Source organism: Paenibacillus sp. MT86 (assembly GCF_058792535.1).
The window spans coordinates 6234260-6255494 of the sequence record NZ_CM179499.1 but is presented as its reverse complement, the minus strand read 5'-3'; the positions used below and the strand labels follow the sequence as shown (position 1 = coordinate 6255494).

14 protein-coding genes are annotated in these 21235 nt (G+C 52.2%); 11 read left to right on the top strand and 3 right to left on the bottom strand.

Annotated features, from left to right (window positions below):
* The first annotated feature begins 60 nt into the window (after positions 1 to 60).
* From sigW to glmS, 6 genes are all read left to right on the top strand, one after another.
* A complete protein-coding gene (gene sigW / locus AC3RCL_RS28520) occupies positions 61 to 630 on the top strand; it encodes an RNA polymerase sigma factor SigW (protein ID WP_009589526.1) in 570 nt (189 codons plus the stop codon).
* A 220-nt stretch (positions 631 to 850) separates the two neighbouring features.
* Positions 851 to 1465, top strand: coding sequence for a zf-HC2 domain-containing protein (locus tag AC3RCL_RS28515; RefSeq protein ID WP_492533333.1), 615 nt, complete (start codon positions 851 to 853; stop codon positions 1463 to 1465).
* A gap of 313 nt (positions 1466 to 1778) precedes the next feature.
* Positions 1779 to 2612 (top strand): diadenylate cyclase CdaA, encoded by an 834-nt coding sequence (cdaA, locus tag AC3RCL_RS28510; protein ID WP_015737608.1) that lies wholly within the window; start codon positions 1779 to 1781, stop codon positions 2610 to 2612.
* Positions 2605 to 4089 (top strand): CdaR family protein, encoded by a 1485-nt coding sequence (locus tag AC3RCL_RS28505; RefSeq protein WP_096776853.1) that lies wholly within the window; start codon positions 2605 to 2607, stop codon positions 4087 to 4089. The genes cdaA and AC3RCL_RS28505 overlap by 8 nt, the downstream gene beginning before the upstream one ends.
* A gap of 32 nt (positions 4090 to 4121) precedes the next feature.
* A complete protein-coding gene (glmM, locus tag AC3RCL_RS28500) occupies positions 4122 to 5462 on the top strand; it encodes a phosphoglucosamine mutase (RefSeq protein ID WP_492533330.1) in 1341 nt (446 codons plus the stop codon).
* A 735-nt stretch (positions 5463 to 6197) separates the two neighbouring features.
* Positions 6198 to 8030 (top strand): glutamine--fructose-6-phosphate transaminase (isomerizing), encoded by a 1833-nt coding sequence (gene glmS / locus AC3RCL_RS28495; RefSeq protein ID WP_009589530.1) that lies wholly within the window; start codon positions 6198 to 6200, stop codon positions 8028 to 8030.
* A gap of 182 nt (positions 8031 to 8212) precedes the next feature.
* On the opposite strand, the gene AC3RCL_RS28490 is transcribed toward glmS, so the two are convergent.
* Genes AC3RCL_RS28490 through AC3RCL_RS28480 form a run of 3 tightly spaced genes read right to left on the bottom strand, consistent with a single transcriptional unit; the run spans position 8213 to position 11225 of the window.
* Entirely contained in the window at positions 8213 to 10129 is a 1917-nt protein-coding gene (locus AC3RCL_RS28490; protein WP_492533328.1) for a hypothetical protein, read from the bottom strand.
* Positions 10130 to 10144: 15 nt separating this feature from the next.
* On the bottom strand, positions 10145 to 11080 hold the full coding sequence (locus tag AC3RCL_RS28485; protein ID WP_096776855.1) for a hypothetical protein: 936 nt from the start codon (positions 11078 to 11080) through the stop codon (positions 10145 to 10147).
* Positions 11073 to 11225, bottom strand: coding sequence for a hypothetical protein (locus tag AC3RCL_RS28480; RefSeq protein ID WP_009589533.1), 153 nt, complete (start codon positions 11223 to 11225; stop codon positions 11073 to 11075). The genes AC3RCL_RS28485 and AC3RCL_RS28480 overlap by 8 nt, the downstream gene beginning before the upstream one ends.
* A gap of 314 nt (positions 11226 to 11539) precedes the next feature.
* Between AC3RCL_RS28480 and AC3RCL_RS28475 the strand changes: the two genes are divergently transcribed.
* The 5 genes from AC3RCL_RS28475 (at position 11540) to AC3RCL_RS28455 (ending at position 21152) form a co-directional block, all read left to right on the top strand.
* Positions 11540 to 13327 (top strand): vWA domain-containing protein, encoded by a 1788-nt coding sequence (locus AC3RCL_RS28475; RefSeq protein ID WP_492533325.1) that lies wholly within the window; start codon positions 11540 to 11542, stop codon positions 13325 to 13327.
* 85 nt (positions 13328 to 13412) lie between these two features.
* Complete coding sequence (locus AC3RCL_RS28470) at positions 13413 to 16802, top strand: tubulin-like doman-containing protein (RefSeq protein ID WP_492533323.1); 3390 nt, start codon at positions 13413 to 13415, stop codon at positions 16800 to 16802.
* A 3-nt stretch (positions 16803 to 16805) separates the two neighbouring features.
* The gene (locus AC3RCL_RS28465; RefSeq protein WP_492533321.1) at positions 16806 to 19190 is read left to right on the top strand and encodes a transcription initiation factor TFIID; all 2385 of its coding nucleotides are present in this window, start codon (positions 16806 to 16808) and stop codon (positions 19188 to 19190) included.
* Positions 19191 to 19227: 37 nt separating this feature from the next.
* Positions 19228 to 20493: a vWA domain-containing protein gene (locus tag AC3RCL_RS28460; RefSeq protein WP_015737598.1), complete on the top strand. Its 1266-nt coding sequence runs from the start codon at positions 19228 to 19230 to the stop codon at positions 20491 to 20493.
* A gap of 17 nt (positions 20494 to 20510) precedes the next feature.
* The gene (locus AC3RCL_RS28455; protein ID WP_452520697.1) at positions 20511 to 21152 is read left to right on the top strand and encodes a beta-mannanase; all 642 of its coding nucleotides are present in this window, start codon (positions 20511 to 20513) and stop codon (positions 21150 to 21152) included.
* The last annotated feature ends 83 nt before the right edge of the window (positions 21153 to 21235 follow it).

The following is a 21235-nucleotide window of genomic DNA, read 5'->3' as shown; positions in this document are numbered from 1 at the left end:
GAATTACGATTTGAATGATGCGTTTTTAGACGTTACCCATCAGACCATTCTGGGGGAATTATGGTGGACAATTTGGATGTAAGACTGGCAAAGCTGGCCCGAAAAGGGGACCAAAGGGCATTTGCCGAAATCGTAGAGCTTTATAAAGACAAGATTTTTCATTTGGCTTACCGGATGCTGAGCAACCGCCATGAGGCCGAGGATGTCGTACAAGAGACTTTTTTGCGTGTTTACAAGAACCTTGACCGATATGACGAGAACCAGAAGTTCTCAACTTGGATATACCGAATTGGCACGAATCTTAGCATTGATCGGCTGCGCAAGCGCAAGCCTTCTTTCTCGTTGGACGCCGACCTGAACGAAAGCGAAGGGATGGACGGCTACTCCCTGATCCCAAGCGATAACCGTACGCCTGAGAGCGAGATGCTGCTATCGGAAACGCAGCGCATTATCCATCAGGCCATTGACGGACTTCCTGCCAAGTACAAGACCATTATGATTTTAAGGTACATCCAGGATTTATCCCTGCAAGAGATCAGCGAGATTTTGGACCTGCCTGTAACAACGATCAAAACGCGTGTACATCGTGGACGCGAATTTTTGCGGAAAAAATTAGAGTACAAATTGTGAGGAAAAAACGCCTATCGCCGTTCTTTGAGGAAGAGAGACCGCGTTTAAGGGCGCTTTTTTTCTTGCGGAAATCAGAGAGTCAGTGCCCGTAATTTTTTCTGATTTTCTTTTAAAAAAGTTGAAACATCCCCGATTCCGGCACGTATGAACAATAAGCAAGTCTTATGCCCCTAGGGGGATAGACCCAGCAAAGAGATTGAATGAAAGGATTGGCTCACAAATGGATTGCAAATTAGCCGTCTCTTTGATGCATGATTATCTGGATAATGACTTGTCCGACCCGCAGCAGCTAGAATTGCAGACGCATTTGCTGGATTGTGCTGACTGTCGGAATTACTTCGAGAAGCTGGAGCATACCGATATGCTTCTTTTTTCCTTAACTCATCATGCGACCAAGCCATCCGATGATTTAACGGAACGTATAATGGGCATGCTGCCGCAGCCCAAGAAACAAAAAGCTTGGGTCAAATGGGTTAAGAATCATCCTGCGCTCACGGCTGCAGCTTTGTTTTTGGTCGTCATGCTCTTTAGCACGATCAGTTTCTGGAGTCAGGACACTCAGCTGGTTGTAAAGAGCGATGAATTCGAAAAGCTGGTGATTGAAGGGGATACGGTCATTATTCCACCGGATCAGATCATCACGGGAGATATTACGGTCGAGAACGGAAAGACTAAGGTTTACGGTCAGGTTATTGGCAATGTGACCGTTATCGACGGAGAATTATTTCAGGCTTCCACCGCGCATATAGCGGGTCAAGTGAAGGATATAGATAGAGCCATGGATTGGATATGGTATAAGATCTCCACTCTGTTTACAGATGCCGCTTACCGCTAGGTGAAAACCGCAATTACGAAGCAAAGGCGCCTCTTTTCAGTGAAAAGACGGCGCTTCTTTTGTTGATTTTATGCGGATTTGCATGGAAAGCGGAGGGAGTCCGCTTGCATCGGAAAGATTAACGTTATAACCTAGAGAGTGTAGAGTACATACTACATATATAGTCTCATGCGTTATTAAAGAGGATGTTCAAGAATCTCCGCGTGATTAGAAGGATGATGGAAAGCAGGCTCGGTTTCAAACCAGGGCGTTCATCTTCGAAGGAACCGGATTTTTTGGGCCCGCACTTAAAGGAAATGACGGGGGTTGCTGTATGGTGGAGTATTTCACAGATATGACCTGGGGTGAATCCATTAAAGATATCATCGATATCCTTATCGTTACTTATATAATATACCAGATGATTCTGCTCGTCCGCGGCACGCGGGCGGTCCAGCTGCTCAAAGGAATTTTGGTGCTGGTGGTCATCTGGGCGCTGAGCACCTGGTTTGATCTGTATACGCTCAAGTGGCTGATGAACCAGATCTTTACCTTTGGGGTGCTGGCGATCTTTATTATCTTCCAGCCTGAGCTCAGACGCGGTCTGGAGCAGCTCGGCCGAGGCAAGCTCTTCGGGCGGACCGCGGATATTGACGAGGAAACGAATAAGTTAATCAGCGAAACCATTAAGGCGGTTAATTATTTGTCGCGGCGCAAAATCGGGGCGCTGATCGTGTTTGAGCGGACGACAGGCCTGAATGAATACGTAGAATCGGGAATTCCGATGGGATCGGTGATCAGCTCGGAATTGTTCATCAACATTTTTATACCGAATACGCCTCTCCATGACGGAGCCGTCATTATTCAGAACGGCCAAATCGCGGCCGCTGGCTGTTATTTACCGCTATCGGAGAATCCTTTCATCAGTAAGGAACTGGGGACGCGGCACCGTGCCGCTATCGGAATCAGTGAAGTGGGGGATGCGATTTCGGTTGTCGTATCCGAGGAGACCGGGCAAGTATCGCTGGCCTTAAATGGACAAGTGGTTCGGGATATTAAGGAAGAGTCTCTGATATCGAAATTGTATGAGGAGCTCAGACCTGCCGCGTCCATCAAGGAGAAACGCACGTTCTTCTGGAAACGGAAGGGGGACGGCAGCAATGGATAAATGGATCAAGAACAACACGGCAAGCAAACTCATTGCACTCGCTGTCAGCATTCTGTTATGGGCAATGGTTCATATGGACAGCGGCACGCCCGCACCGCCCACGACCTTTTATGATACCAAGATCATTGAAGGCGTTAAGATTCAAACCTATGGATTTGATGACGGCGAATATGTGCTAACCGGCATTGATCAAGATCGCGTGAATCTCGAGGTGCGGGGGAAGAAATCCAATATTTCGCTTTTGACCGACGAATATAAAGTAAAGCTCGATCTGAGCAACGTCAAAGAACCGGGAACGCACACACTTCCCCTGACCTACTCCATCCCAAGCGGCGTGGAGATGGTATCGATGGAACCATCCGTTGTTACGGTGACTGTAGAGCCGAGAGTGTCGAAATCCGTGACGGTAAGTATTGGCACGAAGGGCGAGCCTGCTAAAGATTACCGGGCCGGAACGCCCGTGCTGATTGACCCAAGGCAAGTCACGGTTACCCTGCCGGAATCGTCGATGGCAAATTTAGGGCAGGTCAAAGGTAACGTGGAGCTTGATGGAGCCAAAGAGAAGATTACGGAGAAACGAGTCAAGCTAACAGCATATGATAAAGAAGGCGCCGAAATGGAGGATGCGGTCATTGAGCCTGCTACGGTAGCGGCTGAAGTACCGATTGAGCCTGCATTTGTCACCCTGCCGCTGGAGCTTCAATATACCGGAAGGCTGCCGGAAGGGTTTGTCTTATCCAAGGTAGAACAGAAGGTCAAAGAAGTGAAGCTGTTCGGCAGCAAAGAGGTACTGGCAGGAGCTGAGACCTATATCGAAGCCGCCATCAATCTGGGAGAAGTTAGAAATTCGGGAACAACAGTGCTTACGGCCGACTTGACGCCGCCTGAAGGTTTTGAGAAAATCGAGCCGAGCTCTGTAACGGTTGAAGTTACGGCTGTATCGCATGGAGAACGGGAGATTACCGGCATTCCGATCACGTTAAAAGGTGTCGCCTCCGGCCTGGATGCCGTCATTACGGATCCAAAGACGAAGACGATCTCGTTGACGCTCACCGGTGCGCCTGACTTGCTTAATAGTCTGGAGCCGACGGATATTGGAGCTGAAGCGAACGCGACCGGCTTGAAAGCCGGCGTCCATGAAATTCCGCTGCAGATTACGCTGCCTAATTTCATCAACCGCACGGATCAGGATCGCCCTGTGATAAAGATAGAGCTCAAGGATAATTCGAAACCCGTGACAACGAACCCGGGTACTTCGAACAACGAGGGAACCGACAAAGACAAGCCTGATGTACCGGGGACGGGAACGGGCACCGGAACTGGAACAGGGACGGGCAATGATCAAGGGGAGGATCCGGAGACGCCTCCCGCGAATGAGGGCACGGATAACTCCGGGTCAGGAGAAAACCCATCACATCCGCCGGGAGACGGATCAAGCGATGGAACAACGGGTACAGAAACATCGAATGATGGATAATATCGAAGAGTAGATAAAGGAGTATATAAAACATGGGGAAATATTTTGGTACAGATGGAGTAAGAGGGGTTGCGAATCAAGAATTGACGGCGGAAATGGCTTACAGCATCGGCCGCTGCGGCGGCTATGTGCTTACGGGCGATAAAGAGAAGCCAACCGTTATCATCGGGATGGATACCCGGGTATCCGGCGCAATGCTGGAGTCGGCTCTGGTTGCAGGCCTGCTGTCCATTGGCGCACACGTCATTCGCCTTGGCGTCGTAAGTACGCCGGCGGTGGCTTATATTACAAGACTTTTGAAGGCTGATGCGGGCGTTATGATCTCGGCTTCGCATAACCCGGTGCAGGATAACGGCATCAAGTTCTTCGGTGGCGACGGTTTCAAGCTGTCCGATGAAACCGAGCTCAAGATTGAAGAGCTGATGGATGCGGAAACCGACAAACTGCCGCGACCGATCGGGGCTGATTTAGGTGAATTGCTGGTAGATAACGAATCTAAGTATAAATACCTGGAATATTTGAAAACGACGATCAGCAACCGGTTCGACGGCCTGAAAATCGTGCTGGACTGTGCAAACGGGGCTGCGTATGAGCTCGCTCCGAAGCTGTTCCGTGAATTGGGTGCGGATGTGATCACCATCGGCGCTGAGCCGAATGGCCTGAATATCAATGATCACTGCGGATCGACTCACCCGGAGAAACTCGTCGAGGCCGTACTCCAGCATGGCGCTGACCTCGGACTGGCTTTTGACGGAGATGCGGATCGCCTGATTGCCATCGATGCTAAAGGCGAGGAAGTGGACGGCGATTTCATCCTGTGCATTTGCGGGGATGCCATGAACCGTGCCGGCAAGCTGAAGGAAGGTACGATCGTTTCGACCGTGATGAGCAACATCGGTTTCTATAAAGCATGCGACAGCCTGAAGCTGAAGACGGCAAAAACGGCAGTCGGCGACCGCTACGTCATGGAAGAAATGCGCCGCGGCGGATACAACCTGGGCGGCGAGCAATCGGGACATGTCATTTTCCTGGACCACAACACCACAGGAGACGGCATTCTGACCGGGATTCAATTGGTGGATACGCTGGTAGCCTCCGGCAAGCCGCTGCATGAGCTGAAGAGCAGCATGCGCAAGTATCCGCAAGTACTCGTTAATGTCCGCGTTGGCGATAAGAGCAAGTACCAAGGCAATACCGTTATCGAGTCTGCGATTGCTGAGGTTGAAGGCATTCTGGGGGATAACGGTCGTGTCCTGGTGCGCCCATCGGGAACGGAATCCCTCATTCGCGTCATGGCGGAAGGCCCGGACAAAGATGAGCTTGACCGTTATGTAACACAGATTGCAGACGTGGTGAAGCGGGAATTGGCGTAAGACTAAGGGTGTATTTTTCAAGGAAAGCAGACTAATTTCTGTCAGGGCCAGTGAACTATGAAGTTTCGGTTCACTGGCCCGCTGTTTTCCAGAATGCCGGTCGAATGAAAGCGCAACACCCCCTGTCCTGCCTGCAAAGAGGTGCTTGTTCGGCATCGCTTGTGAAAATAGGCCATTCGGTGTCATTCATGGGGTTAATCCAAGGTAGGGCTTGGCATTGTCAGGAACCAGCCGAGTTGCCAAAGCGATATGGCATGAATATAATAAAGGATGTCATTCAAGAATAGAAAGCGAGGATCGTGAGGTTACTTCAAGCTTCATAAGCGCCAGAGCTTGTACCTGCGCGGGGATTGGTTATAGCCATGCTAAGGATAACCAAACGGCAGAACGCAAGTTGACGAGGTAGAGGTGTTCGGATTATTCGGCGGGGACCTCTCGGTTATGCATCAACCGTAAGCGGATAACGGAAAAGGGATGGGCGACCGTTCTTACAACGTATTCGCAGATGCTTATTCATCACTTATATACAAAACATGAATGTGCGATCTAGAATGCGACAGCGCGGTGGAAGAAGAGTGCATTCATGTCTGTTCAACTAAACAGCCTAACGAATTGCTGAGTTTCTTGAACGTTGATAATTGAATAGATCATTCTTCTTTCCTGATGCCGCACAGATGCTGCCGTGTTCTATTTCCGCCTAACTATTATTGGGAAATCGAACGGAGGAATCATAATATGTGTGGTATTGTCGGATATATTGGAAATCAGAAAACGCAAGCGGTGTTGATCGAGGGATTGAGAAAGCTTGAGTATCGTGGATACGATTCAGCAGGGATTGCCGTCTTTACGAATGAAGGCCTGCGCGTTGCGAAGGCACAAGGACGTCTTGCCAATCTGGAGGAGCGACTGGAGTCTGCACCACTGGTAGGGACCGCAGGTATCGGTCATACCCGCTGGGCAACCCATGGCCGTCCATCGGACGTGAATTCGCATCCGCATACGGACGAAAGCCAGAAGTTTTCCGTTGTTCATAACGGAATCGTTGAGAACTATCTGGAGCTGAAGGAAGAGCTGATCAGCCAAGGACACCAGTTTGCTTCGGAGACCGATACGGAAGTTATTTCCCATCTCATTGCGCGAGAATATGACGGAGATATCGTTAAGGCTGTGCAGAAGGCGATCTCTTACATGAGAGGCGCATTTGCCCTTGGCGTATTGACCGAGTATGAGCCGGATCGATTGGTGGCTGTGCGTCAAGCAAGCCCGCTTATTATCGGTCTTGGCGAAGGGGAGAACTTCATCGGTTCTGATATTCCGGCTATTTTGAAATATACGCGTAACGTTTATATTCTCAACGATGGAGAGATGGCTCTGCTGACGGCAGATGCTGTCGAATTAATGACCATTGAGGGGAACTTTATTTCTCGGGAAATGATTCGTGTCGACTGGGATGCCGTTACAGCGGAAAAAGGCGGATTCGATCACTTCATGCTGAAGGAGATCCACGAACAGCCAAAAGCATACCGGGATACGATGCTGGGCCGTGTGGATGAGAGCGGACGTAAAGTCGTTCTGCCTGAGCTGAAGCTGACACAGGAACAGATCAAGAACATTCGCAATGTTCAGATCGTCGCCTGCGGTACGGCTTACCATGCCGGGCTGGTGGGACGCAGCGTGATCGAAGAGATGGTGCGCATTCCGGTCGAAAATGACGTGGCGTCCGAGTACCGTTACCGCTCGCCGATCGTCACGCCGGAGACCCTTGTCATCGTAGTGAGCCAATCCGGCGAGACGGCAGATACCTTGGCTGCGCTTCGTGAAGCGCAAAGCCATGGCGCTCATGTTCTGGCCATCACGAACGTTGTGGGCAGCTCGATTGCCCGAGAAGCCAACGATGTGCTTGGCACCCTGGCTGGTCCGGAGATTGCCGTAGCCTCCACGAAGGCTTACACCTCGCAGTTGATTGCGTTCTATCTGTTTGGTCTGTACCTGGCTCAAGTGCGCGGTACGATGACAGAAGACGCCGTTGCTGAAGTGATTGCAGCAATGGAAGCACTGCCTGAACAGGTAGAGTCCATGCTGACCAACGCGGAATCGATCAAGGGATATGCGGAGCAGATTGCTGAGCATGAGAACCTGTTCTTCATCGGCCGCGGTCAAGACTACGCCGTGGCTCAGGAGGGCTCCCTCAAGCTGAAGGAGATCTCTTACATTCACTCCGAGGCTTATGCTGCCGGCGAACTGAAGCACGGTACGCTTGCCCTGATTGAAGAGGGAATTCCGGTCATTGCCTTGGCAACCCAAGAAACCGTACTTGAAAAAACGGTGAGCAATATCAAGGAAGTAAAGGCCCGCGGCGCGGAAGTGATGGCCATTACGCATGAAGAGCATGTGGCCGGCCTGCTGAAATCCGTGGATCAAGCCTTCGCCATTCCGAAGACCTTGCCGATCTTGACGGCAGCTTTGTCTGTCGTACCGCTGCAGCTGCTTGCCTACTACGCATCGCTTGCCCGTGGCAACGACGTGGATAAGCCGCGCAACCTGGCGAAGAGCGTGACGGTGGAGTAAGGCAGGAGCGGGCAATTAAGATTGGTGGTCTTGGTCTGCTCTAGTTGTTCTGTTAATGAAATTTAGGATTCATATCGCTTGAATTTATTAATGAAAAGGCTTCGCCCCTGGTGATTAGGGGCGAAGCCTTTTGTCATGTTCAGAAGGATTCAAGATATTAAAGTGATTAAAGATTCAATAACTTACTCGATCGATTCCACATGAATGACAGGCACCTTCGTGATCTGACCGGATGCGGCGCTTTCACTGCTTTCGCTATGGTCTTGTTGAACATCATCCGGATTGATCTCCTCGGAAGTGACGGGATCGCTTGGATTCTCAGTTTCATCCAGGCGATCTCCGTCAACTTGTCCGGTCTCCGGCTCAGCAGGGTCCGGAGACGCAGGTGGTTGACTGCTTACCGGGATCTCCAGCTGCTGATACTCACCATTGAACGTTCCGATTAGCGTCGGGCTCCCCGCAGGGAAATCCAAGTCTCCCCTTAAGACGATATAGTATCCATCACGTTCGGCAATGACTTCGCCATAGCCGCCTTGCGGGATATGGACAGAGAAGCGTACTTTCTCATTCGGATAACCCTCGATATTAGCGATATCGATGTCGGTATATTGAACCTGATACCCAGTGAATCCGTATTGGTCTCCTTGACGCTCAAAGATGGCGATCTCGTCCGGACTGACTCCTTCCAAATTCGTGACCAGCAAAGATTTGTCCGGCAGCACCTGGTAGCCTTCGGCCGTAAATTGGAACAGCGGCGTCAGATTAGAATCTCTGGCTTCATAGGCTGAATAGAATACCAAGTCAGTTCCCGCAGAGCCCTCCACAAGGATGACCGGCTTCTTCTCGGTGCTAAGCGATTCCTCGACTGAAACCTCATGGATCGCGACATCGGACGGGTAATCGTGGTTTTGGAATAATTGCACCGATTCATCGGCATTCAAGACCGCTAAGTAGATGATGTTCCCCTCGTCGACCCCTATGGCATAGGCCAATCCTCCGAAACGATTGCCGCCTCCGCTGACGTAGCTGAAGCTGCCTTTCAGACCGGCCATGTGGAACAAACGAATCGGATCGTGGATCGTCCAGGCCAATTCGGCAGCTTGCCGTTTACCGCTCATATCCTGGTACCCCGACAAGGCCGCATAGAGTGCGATCGCTTCCTCGTAGTTCTGGCTTTGTACCATCCTATCGGCCGCTGCGACCCAGCGGTTGATCTCATTCTGAATATACGCCATGATCTCCGCGTTCTTCCGCTCGTTCCGTTCCAGGTACTTTCTGTAGCCTGAGGCGTGAGCTGCAAAAACGGCCGGTTGTTCCCGCTGCACATCCCTTTGCAGCATGGCATACACAAGTTCATCGGCCTTTCGATTCAACCATGCAGCCGATATCGACCGGCTGGCATACTCGGAACCCATGGATTGCGACCAATTCAACAGGTCGGCATACTGCCCGGCCCCTGCCAGGCGGGTCAAAACCATCTCGTCGTACCGCTGGAACAGGCGGAGCAGCTTCTCATCCTTCTGTTTCTCGCTGCCGTAGAAAGAATCCGGAATGCGAAGCAGATTCCATTTAAAGCTGTTATCCTCGTACTGCTGCTCTTCAAGCAGCTCATCGGCCCTGCGCGTAAACAAATCGATGAATTGCAGGAATGTCCGTTTCACATCATCGGGTATGCCATAGAACGACGCAATTTCGTCGTAATACGAGGCGTGGGATCCCTGTTGTTCCGAGAACTTCTTCTCCGCCTCAAGCAATTCGGCATATACGTTCATGAAGCCGGAGAAATCTCCGGCCTCCCCGATCTGGCTCAATCGATGATCAAGAGAGGAAAGACTTTCCTTCATGGACGTAATGGGCCCAAGCTCTTGCAGCCTTGAAGCAAGCAGATCTTCTTTATATAGAAGGGAACGGTTATTCCGGGCCTTCTGATACCACTCTTCTGCCTGAACGAGCCTTTCCTGGGCATACAACGACTCGGCTTGCGCCATCGCCTCGATTTTTTGATAGATGTGAATTCCCTTATACCCGATCAGCAGCAGAAGGACGATACATAAAAAAAGATACAAATTTCGCAGGGTTAGCGTGTTTTTCATCGTCATAACGGTATAGCCCCTCTAATCCCATTTTTGAAAATCAGGGTCCGAGCGGTAATGTTCATTATAAATCGCCGATACCCGATCCCGAAGGCCGTTCCACGACAAGCCGGGATTGCGGCGCACGATCTGATACAAGCGGAGGAAGCGGTACCTTGGCAATCCATCCGCATAGCGGCTAATGAAATCAGGAAACGTATCGATATATTTTTTCTTCCGTACCGCTGCTCCGGCAGCGTCGATCATAATCTGCCTGCCATGCTCCATCCGTAAAATGTCAGCTTCATGATCGAGCAGGTACCGAATGGCTTTGCTGTTGATCAGCTCGCGTTTAATTTTGGCGATTTCCCCGATATAGGCGGCCAGGTCCGGATCAAACTCGTCCAGAAGCAGGGGCTCGAGTTCAAGATCCATATCCTTCCGGAGGCTGAAGCTTTGCAGAAGGACGATCTGCTGCAGGCGGATCCGGTCACTCCGAACCAAGGAAGCAATTTCCCTGACGATCTCAAAGCCCAGCTGAGCATCTTCCTTGATGGCGGCGGAGGCCGTCGCTTTGTTCAGATCGAGGCCATCCAGAATCTGTTCTCGATGACTTCTTATAAGCTTGTCCAGAGCGTGCAGGGTCTCGGTATGCAGCATTCGCCGCTGGATCAGCCATAACCATACAAGCAGGATCAGCATGCAGGCAAAGGCGATCGCGATCTGCAAGAAGGTCTGACCGAGAAGCACGGCAGAGAGTCCTATAATGTAGAATAGAAGCCGGTCGCTCTGCATGGAACGTTTGGCCATGCTCCCTGCAAATTCCATAACGGGGACCAGGGACTGGCGTTTGCAGTAAGCGCAGCTGTCCTCCCAAAGAATCGTGAAATTGTGGCAATGTTTGCAAATCCTTAACTTTTGGTAGACATATCTCGTTTTAGCATAGGGGCGAAGTTGCACCGGCTTTTTCTTATCCATGCTGTTCCCTCTTGGAGTTCGCCGCTTCAAGCAGAGTCTGCTGCAGCTGCTCCGGCGTCGGGGCGTTCTTCTTACGCTTGGAATAGGCCGTGATCTTGATGATGACAAAAAGAAACAAAATCCCGAGACATCCGTATGTAATCATATGTCGGTTCCTTTCGGTATCGAAATTGGTTCAAAAATAGAGGGTGAGCCTTGTGTCCTAAGTCCGGGTGGCGCGACTGATGATGTTGAACTTTGGCAGGTATAATTATATCATATGGACATAGTGCTGGGATATTTTAGTGACTGGCGTGGTATTTTCTATATAAACACAGTAGGAATATGGATATTTGCGATTATTATTTTAAGCTTCCTTTCATGTGATTTTAAGACTTTTTGCCTACAGTTAGACTAGTCTCTGACGAACGAACCGAGACATCCGCCGATGCTCGACTAAATGGATGAAGGAGTAAATCTATGCAACGTAAAAATAAATGGCTGCTCTCTCTGATGGCAGCGGTGCTGCTGATCATGACCTGGAGCGGAGGAGCCTTGCCTAAGGCAGAGGCTGCCTCCCAAGGCTCCAACATCGATGCCGTACTGGTGATGGACGCCAGCAATTCGATGAAAAATAGCGATCCGGAGCGGATTAGCGGCGAAGCGATGAAGATGTTCATCGACATGCTGGCGACAACCGGCGACAAGGTCGGCATCGTTTCCTATACCGACCGGATTCAGCGGGAGAAAGCCTTGCTTGAAATTCAGTCGGAGGCGGACAAAACCGCGCTGAAGGAATTTATCGATCAGCTGGATCGCGGACCGTACACCGATATGTCCGTCGGTCTCGATGAAGCCGTGAAGGTGCTGAAGCAGGGGATGGACCCGGCTCATGCGCCGATGATCGTTGTTTTGGCCGACGGTAACAATGATCTGGATCCGAATACGGGCAGGACGAGCAAGGAAGCGTCAGAGCAGTTGAACCAAGCCGTCAAGGAGGCCAAGGGAAGCGGTATTCCGATTTATACGATCGGACTCAATGCCGACGGGAAGCTGAACAAAGAAACGCTGGCTGAACTAGCCAACCAAACGGGGGGCAAATCCTTTACGACCAGTTCGGCGGATGACCTTCCGCAAATATTAAGCGAGATTTTTGCCAGCCACCAGCAGCTCAAGATCGTTCCGGTACAGTCGATTACCGGCAACGGAAGCTATCAGGAGGTTACGGTCCGCGTGCCGAATGCCAACGTGTTGGAGGCGAATATTTCCATTATGTCCTCTAGCCCGGTGGACGTGAAGCTGGTAGATCCCGCCGGTGCCGAGCAGAGCATTCCATCGGCTAGTGTGCTGCGCTCCACGTCCAATTCCTATTCGCTGCTCAAGCTGCTGAAGCCGCAGCAAGGCGACTGGAAGCTGCAGGTGAAGGGCGTATCGAAGGACAAAATCGACATCAACCTCGTGTTCAACTACGATCTGGAGCTGGCTATGGATCCTCCGCCGTCTTCCAAGGTAAAGGCAGGGGATACGATTGACATTAACGCGTACCTCGTCAGCAATGGACAGAAGCTGCAGGACCAAGAACAGTACGGCAATATGACGGCCAAGCTGTTGATCAAGGACCTGGACACCGGGGACGAGTCGGAAGTCGAACTAGAGAACAAAGAAGGCAGCTTTGTAGGGGATTACAAGATTCCGCAGAAGCATGACTACGAGCTGAGGGTGCGTGCGGAGGAGCAGAGCTTCTACCGTGAAAGCCCGCCTGTGAAGATTAGCGCGAAAGCGGCAGCCTCCGGCTCCGGCAATGGCGGGAAGGAGATGACCGCGGGCGAGGATGCGAAACCTTTTCCATTATGGCCCGTAATCATTGGCAGCGCGGCGCTGCTCATTGTCGGAGCGGCAGCTTATTTCATTCTCGGCGCGATAAAGAAAGCGAACAGGGGCTTTGTCGGCCAAATCGTGATTGAGATCAGGGATGAGAATACCGGGGAGAAGACGTCCCCGCAATACAAGAAGCTGACTTCCTTCAAAGGGAAGTTCAATCTGCATCAGCTTCTGCAGCTTGCTCCGGAGCTCAAGGAAACGGAGAAAATCCTGTTCATGCCGGGCAAGAACGACCGCCTCATACTTAAGAACCTTTCTTCAGCCGTCATCGAGAAGTCCGGACGGGCTCTGGATGCAACGAACGGGACGGAGCTGAAGAACGGAGACCGGCTGAGAGTTTCCCTTCAGCAGGCGGACAAAACGATATTATTCGAATATTTGGCTTAAAGTGCGAGTTCAAAAAGGTCGATTTATCGAAAGCGGACTTTTTGAACAAACCTTTTAATGCCATGACCTATCAGGAGGGGAAGTTATGAAACCGGTAGTTAGAGAACATATACAGCAGCTTGACGTTTCACTCGGAGGCGGCATTGTCAGCGAGAAAATACGGGTGGATACCATCGACAATCCGATCCTCATCATTGGACTTGGAGGGACGGGGATCGATGCGCTGCTGCGCTTGAAATATCAGATTAACCGCCGTTTCAAGCTGCCGGAGGATCCGTTGTCCAAGAAAAGAATGGACAAGCCGGATAACGTGGAGTTTCTGGCTTTTGAGACCAACGAACAGGATAAGAATAAGCGCTACAAGGGGATCGGACTGGATCCGATCAATGAATTCGTGCTTCTCTCCAATGCCGAGATCGGAGGCCTTCTCCAGAACCGCAGCATCCTGGAGCCTTACATTACGGATTGGCTGTCGCCCGAGCTGAGCATTACCGACGGCATGAACGGGGCCGCAGGCGTACGCCAGGCGGGCCGCTTGCTCCTGTTCACGAAGATTACCCAAGTGGTGCAGGCGATCGACAAGAAGATCAAAACGCTGTCGGTCGGCACGAACAAAAAGCTGATGGTCTTCCTGCTGACGGGGCTCTCCGGCGGTACGGGCAGCGGCTGCTTCTTGGACATCGCCTATATCGTCCGCGGCATTATCGAACGCGATCACGGCTCTGCCGGCATCGACCGCGTGAACACGCTCGGCTATCTGTTTACGCCGGATATCAATCTGGCGAACAAAAGCTTGAGCGAGCATACGCGCGAGTACATCAAGAAGAACGGTTATGCCGCGCTCAAAGAGCTGGACTACTGGATGAACGTGGATGCCAGAGGCGAACGGTTCAAGCAGCAGTACGGCAACATTCTGAACGTAAACTCTCCGCTGCCTCCATTTAATCTATGTCATCTGATATCCGCTACGAATACGGAAGGCAAGCTGCTGGAGAATGCCTACGATTACTGCATGAACGTTACCGCGGAGAACATCACGAACTTCATGGCCAGCGAGGAAAAACAGTCCGGCGAAGAATTTGCGATCCATGACTATATCAGCAACATCCGCACCAATATTGCGCAGATGAACAAGGCGTATCCTGCCAATTACGACTACAACATCATCGGCGCATCTTCGGCCGTGCTGCCGATCGAAGAGATGACGACGTATCTGGCATACCGCGTCTTCGGCAAAATGCAAACCATGTTCGAGAAAGCGCCGAGCCAGGAGGACGTCGAGAAATTTGCGAGCAAGCTGGGCATCGACCTGGACTCGATGACCAAGAACTTCGAATCCCGCGTACCGGAGCCGCTGCCCGGATACCAGAACAGCGAGCGGCTCAGCTACGCGAACGTGGTGAAAAACCAGGTCATTAATATGGACACGGAGCTGGAACAGAATTTTCTGGCTAGAGCCCGCGAGGAATACATCAAAGCGAAGAAGCAGCTGCCGGGCGAGATCGTGGCTCAGTTCAGCGATCAAATCCGCCGGATGTTCCTGCATCCGCAGCAAGGACCGTTTTACGTATCGCGGTTGATCTATACGGAGAAGGGCTTTAGCCTGCTGAAGATGCTGCTGTCCTACATCGAAGCGCTGCGGGAGAATCTGACCCGCATACCGCGGGACATCGAGTCGGCCAGAGAACAGGCGATCGATCGTCTGGGCGATGCAAAGAGCGCTTTTGTCTCGAAGGACAAGAAGAAAAACATTTATATCGAAGCCAAAATCAACGAATATTGGCTGGAAGCCGATGTGGAACGCACCGAGCAGATGATTGAATTTTACGAGGATTTATACGATCTGCTGAACCAGGAGAATAACCGGATTTATAGCGTATACACGGAGATTCTGAATGCGCTGAATTCGATTTTCGCCAAGAACGGCGACATTCTCGTGAACGGGGAAGAACAGCAGGATCATAAAGGGAACAAGACGTATTACTGGAACCTGGTGAGCGTGCCCGACATTTCCGACGTCATCAACAAAATCATGGATCAGAAGGATGTGGACGATCTCATCCGCGATTTCGCCCAGGAGCTGCTGAGTCATGCCAATCGTTGGACCCGGGAGCAGGAGATCGATGTCGTCCGTTCCATTTCGGAGTTTCTTACCGATAAATTCGGCGATCTGATCACCCGTTCGATGGAGGATTTCCTGGTCATGAAATTCGGTCAGGAGGATTCCATCGAAAAATTCGTCGAGCGCAGTATCGCCAGCAAGCTGGATGACGAAGCCGTGCCGGTCTTCCATCTGAGCAACAGCGCAGGCAATCTGTACTTCCCTTCCTGGGGCTTCGTGTCCGTGCCGGTACAGGCACCGAGCATTCTGAAGGGGATTCGCAATTATCAGAACAATTCGGTCGGGAAATCCCATTTCACCGTGAAGGAAAGCGAAGTGAAGAACCGGATCTTCTGGCTGAATACGAAGAACGGCGTGCCGCTGTTCGTCTACACGCCGCTGAAGGTTTATGAGGAAAGCTACGAACGCACGATCATGGACAAGGAAGGCGTTGGACGCCACTTGGTGCAGACGGACCGCAACAATTGGACGTACCTGCCGTCGCCGATTCCCGAAAAATCCTGGGGGGATACCTACGTCAACCCGCGGGTTCAGGAGTACAATGCCCGGGTTCGGTCCGAATTCAGCCAAGCGCTTGAGTATAAGGTCGTCATCCAGAAGGACGTTGACCAGAATACGAGCAGCCGTTATGCGGTCGTGTTTACGAAGCCGTTTGACCTGAATGAGCTGCTTCGCGCTTATGATCTGCAGCTTGATAGTCCCAAGCCTAACCTTGGCGAGGTCAAGCGGGCCTGGACCGAGCTGAAGCGATTGATGAACGAGGGGCTGGAGCGGGTAGGCTCCAAGGATATTTTCAACAGCATCAACGAGGAAATGGCCAAGGAGAATTTGATCCGTTCTCCGGAAATGATCCGCATCGTCCGGGAAGAGCTGAAGAAATATGCTGCCATCGCGGCCAAAATCACGGAATTCGAGCTCTTGATCAGCGACAATCAGAATGAAGAGAAATGGCTTGATCAATTCATCGAGGCGTTGTACACCGGGACGATCACCAAGAAGGGTGCGCTCTTCGTTTATGATCGCGATCCGGAGGAAGATTCCTGGGAGCCGTTTGCCAACCTGCTGAAAAGCGTGAACGACGTGGAGTATGAAGTCTACAAGTACTTCCGTCAGCTTGATGAGAAAAGCCGCAGCACGCTGCTTCGCAAATCCTCCCGCCGCGATCAGGAGCTGACCGCTTCCGAGGATATTACGCCGCTGCTCACGAAGCTGGAAGAATTGGCCGAACGGTTCCTGGAAACGCGCGACCGGCTGGAATACGAGAAGGTGGAGCTTGCGGACGGCGAAGAGCGGTACCAGTTCTACAGACAGGTATCTTCGAAATTAAATGACATCCGAAGAAGGTTGAAATAGACGATGAGGGAGATTCTTCGCCAGTATGCTGCCGGCTATGCCAAGTCGGAAGAGCAGCTTACCTTGATGGAGGATGATCAGAGCAGCATCCACTACCCGGAGGTATACTTGTTCATTGGCGACAAGACAGCGTCCGCCATCGAACCGATCATGGAAATTCAGGACCGAAAATGGGATAACAGCGCCAGCGTCGTTTATTTTCATGTAGGCACGGACCGGAGCGAAGGACGAGGGCCCCAAGGCCCCGGACTCTCCGGTCGGCTTCACCGATACCACCTGCAGCTGCCGGTGTCAGACGCCGCATCCAAATCGATGCGGAAGGAGCTGTACCGGAGCTTCTATCAGAACCCGCATTATCTGTCCGGGTTGAATCAAGCGATTCGGAAGTTAAGCCACCATATTTCAGACTTTGGACGCAGCTATGCTTCGTTTGACCGGGTTCATCTGTCTGTCATTACACGGGTCGATGACCCGTTTAATGTATTTATCCCGGAAATTTCATTGCTGGCCGAATCCATATTCCAGCAGTCGTTCAAGTCGGTGCAGATGGATTTGTACGCGCTCATTAATGAAAGGGAGCAGATTGAATCCTACGGTTATGCGAGCTCCGTAGGCGTTGCGTTTCTGCGGGAACTGGAGCTGATGCAGAGCAGGGAATACAGCTTCTCCGCGCCGCTGCAGGTAACGGAGGACGGGCTGACGATTCCGGTCGTCCACCCGGCATCCCCATTGTTTGATCTCGTCTATGTGCTGTCCGACAAGAATGAACGCGGCATCTCGGGTTACGCCGGCATGCAGGATATCTACGATATCATCTGCCACCTGGGCCTGCTCAAGAACCGGAAGCAGAAGGACGAGACCTATGACGGGATCCGAGGCATTTACAACAATACGTCATTCAAAAGCAATATCATGACCGAATCCGGCCGCCAAGGCTTTGTCTCCGCCGGCTTTGCCCGGGTGAAGAGGCCCAATGAGCCGATTGCGCTAACGGTCCTTTACCATCTGTGCCGCGGACTGCTGCTTCGCATGAAGAACAGGCCGGAGCCGGAGGTTCATGAATGCCTGGCCTATTTCGGTCTCGACTCGGAGGCCGTAACGGCAAGAGCGGACCGGATGCTGCCGGCCTCCGAGCAGCTGGACGGACTGAAAGGCATGATGTCGCATCCCGTCAGTTATGCCGGGCTGAAGCGAATGAATATTCGCGAGGCGGAAGAGGCGCTCTTCGGAGATGGCTGCCGGCAGTTTTTTCGCGACAATTACGAGCTGGCGGCCCGAAAGAGACTGAGCGATATGAGCACCGCAGAAGAACTGCATGATGCGCTGCGCCGCTCTTTGGCGACTCACCCGCAAATCGGTTGTTATCAAATTGCAGCGTGGACGAGCGATAAGGCCGGAGCGGGCATTTTGCTTGAAGCGGTTCGATCCCGGATCCGGGATCTCGGCAGCTTGCTTAAGACCGAGCAGGACGAACTAAACCGCTATTATGAGGAAAGCGTCGAAAGCCAGCCGTTTAAGAAGCTTCCTTTTCGGGATAAACAGAATGTGCGCCATTTCATTCGATATTTCGTGGGCGAGGTCTATCGGCGCAAATATGAGCTGCTGCAGCTGGAAACGGAGCTTGAGCTCTACAGGCTGTATGAGACGGAGCTTGAACGTATTCACCGTCAGTACAAACAGCAGGCAGGCATGCTGGATCAGCTGGAGGCGGAGCTGCTGGAGGCGGCCCGTTCCAGCATCCGTGCCGCAGACGATTATATCGGCCAGAACCTGATGGAGTATTACGGCCTCGTGACGGAGGAGCTGATGCTGGAGCTGGAGAGCAAGCGCGGCGAAGGCGTGTTCTTCGAGGAACGGTATGTCGGCAATCTCTCCATCGTTACGCATGAAGGGATCGAACCGATCCTGTCGAACATGATCCGGGTCTGTCTGAGGGAGCTATTGACGGCAGAGCCGTTCGTGCAGACCTTCGAGGAAGAACTGCTGCGGCGGGCGAACGTCACCATCGACTACAATAACAAGCAGGTGCTGGCCAAGGAAGACCTGTTTAAGGTGTTATACCGGATGCTGGAGGAGAACTCCGTTACGCTGGTCAGGCTGCTTGATTATACGCAGGAGCATCGGTATGAGGAAAAATATTTCTTCGGCGATGCCGACAGCGAATTCGTCCGCTATGCGATCCATGCCGATGAAGCTTTACGGGTGTACAAGCTGGGCATCGTGCACGAGAAGCGCTCCAGCGGGGTCGAGAAGCTGAACCTGATGGGAGGTTTCCATCTGGAGGATCTGATGTATTACCGGAATGGCAGAACCTACTACGAGACCTACACGGCAAATGGTTATGAATTTCATGGCATGGAACCGGCGCAGCTTCCCGAGCTGCGTTAGCGTTCTTCGATTCTGATACAGAGAGTAGGCGTGTATTGTGCAACGAAAATTAAACCCTCTCCTGCTGCTGCTTAGCCTGGTCGGTGGGGGACTCGGATTTGCCATTGGGGAGTTTTTGCTTCGCCAGTGGGGGACAGGGCTTCCTGTCATCGTGGTTACGGGGATTTATTTCGGGATTCTGGCCTTATGCATCGGCTTGGCCTGTTTAATCGCAGAACTGATCTCCCCCCGTTTGAGCGGAAGCTCATGGAGACAGCGGTACACGGGCACATCATGGAAGCTGCTGATTCCATCCACGTTGGTGGCCCTGTTCCTCCTTGGCATGCTGTTTGAATGGGCGTACCAGTTGAACCCGGGCAGCGCCAAGCCCGTGAAGGATATCGTGCTGGTCATTGACAATTCGGGCAGCATGAACGAGACGGACCCGAATCAGGACCGGTACACGGCAGCCAAAAATCTGATCAACCGCATGGATCGGGATAACCGCGTATCCGTGATGGTGTTTGATCATGCAACAACGTTACTGCAGCCGTTCACGCGCGTGAAGAACCAAGAAACCAAGGATGAGATCATCGCGGAAATCGACGGTTTGGCAACGAACGATGGCGGTACGGACATCAGTCTTGCGCTGGAGGATACCATGTCGCATATTCAGGAAAGCCGGGATGCCGGCCGAAGCGCCATGGTCATCATGCTGTCGGACGGATTTAGCGAAACCGACCATGATCGTGTGCTTGCGGAGTACAAACAGCAGCAAATCGCGGTAAATACGATTGGCCTCAGCCTTGTCAACCCGGACGGTGCACAGCTGCTTCAGACGATTGCGGCGGAAACGGGCGGACAATATTACGACGTTCAGCATGCGGAGGATTTGTCTTTCGTTTTCCAGAAAATCTATGACGACGTTGGAGACCGTTCGCTGTTGACGAAACGTACGGGCGCTATGGAAGACAGCGTGTATCATCAGATCGGAAGAATCGCTGCGATGCTGCTCATCGGCGCCGCCATGGGCCTGGCCCTCGGCACGGTGTTTGACAATCGCCATCTTGCGCTGAGCTTCAGCATCGGCGGCGCGGTATCGGGCGTACTGGCAGGCGTGGTTCTGGAATACGGCCTCTCCGGCGAGGAAATCGGGGATGCCTCCGTTCGTCTGATTGCCTGCCTTTTGCTCGCGGGGATCATCGCTTTGTTCACGCTGGTGATTCCGGTTAAGGAGAGCAGCAAGATCATCCGCAACGTGCAGCGGCCGGGCCGAACGGGAAGAGGGCAGCGGCCGAATGATTCAACAAGCCGAGGATTTTAAAGCAGGGGGCGTTCGAGATGCGGTTTAAACATGCGGAGCCCGGAGAATGGGTCATTCAGGGATTAAGCTATCAACTAGACGATGGTTACTGCACGCTCCGCTGGAGCTGGCCGCCGGGTCTTCAAGCGGTATACATCCACCGTGCGATGGACGACGGATTCGGCCAGCCTGCAGGCGATTCGCAGCCAGGCGGGATGCGTCTATACACCCGTGACGAGTATAAGGCGAACAACGGGTACCGCGACCGGCTGGACGGGATCGGTCAGATCACGTACACGGTCTACGCCTTGTCTTCCGAAGACGGAGAGATGGCGTTAATCAGGCAGGAGGATGAATCGAACCGCATTCGGTTCAGTACCGGCAAAGCGAAACTGGTCTACTCCATTCGCGAAAAAAGCCGCTGGCTGCAGCCCTATAAGACGATCGAAATCCAGGTGACGGCAGAGGTGCCGGTACCGAAGGAAGCTTTATGTTACGTGAAGAAGCAGGGCGCTTATCCGGTCAACAAGGAAGACGGCATCTTGTACCCGTTCGTGACGGATTTTGCTGCCGGACGCAACGAACTGCCTGCGATCGAGGTGGGCAAGAACGATTACGTTCGCCTGTTTTTTACGGACGGCAAGAAATACGGACAACGATATGAGCTGGTGTACAGATAGATAGAGACAAAAAGAACACACGGTTAACCATGTGAGCGCATTCGTGTGTATTTTTTCATAGGGTTCAGAGGGAGGTACGAAAG

Bases quoted from the DNA above. Each gene is read 5' to 3' on its own strand.
- AC3RCL_RS28515 (WP_492533333.1), top strand. From the start codon at position 851: ATGGATTGCAAATTAGCCGTCTCTTTGATGCATGATTATCTGGATAAT.
- AC3RCL_RS28470 (WP_492533323.1), top strand. From the start codon at position 13,413: ATGAAACCGGTAGTTAGAGAACATATACAGCAGCTTGACGTTTCACTC.
- sigW (WP_009589526.1), top strand. From the start codon at position 61: ATGGTGGACAATTTGGATGTAAGACTGGCAAAGCTGGCCCGAAAAGGG.
- AC3RCL_RS28480 (WP_009589533.1), bottom strand. From the start codon at position 11,225: ATGATTACATACGGATGTCTCGGGATTTTGTTTCTTTTTGTCATCATC.
- cdaA (WP_015737608.1), top strand. From the start codon at position 1,779: ATGGTGGAGTATTTCACAGATATGACCTGGGGTGAATCCATTAAAGAT.
- AC3RCL_RS28455 (WP_452520697.1), top strand. From the start codon at position 20,511: ATGCGGTTTAAACATGCGGAGCCCGGAGAATGGGTCATTCAGGGATTA.
- AC3RCL_RS28490 (WP_492533328.1), bottom strand. From the start codon at position 10,129: ATGACGATGAAAAACACGCTAACCCTGCGAAATTTGTATCTTTTTTTA.
- glmM (WP_492533330.1), top strand. From the start codon at position 4,122: ATGGGGAAATATTTTGGTACAGATGGAGTAAGAGGGGTTGCGAATCAA.
- AC3RCL_RS28485 (WP_096776855.1), bottom strand. From the start codon at position 11,080: ATGGATAAGAAAAAGCCGGTGCAACTTCGCCCCTATGCTAAAACGAGA.
- glmS (WP_009589530.1), top strand. From the start codon at position 6,198: ATGTGTGGTATTGTCGGATATATTGGAAATCAGAAAACGCAAGCGGTG.
- AC3RCL_RS28505 (WP_096776853.1), top strand. From the start codon at position 2,605: ATGGATAAATGGATCAAGAACAACACGGCAAGCAAACTCATTGCACTC.
- AC3RCL_RS28465 (WP_492533321.1), top strand. From the start codon at position 16,806: ATGAGGGAGATTCTTCGCCAGTATGCTGCCGGCTATGCCAAGTCGGAA.
- AC3RCL_RS28475 (WP_492533325.1), top strand. From the start codon at position 11,540: ATGCAACGTAAAAATAAATGGCTGCTCTCTCTGATGGCAGCGGTGCTG.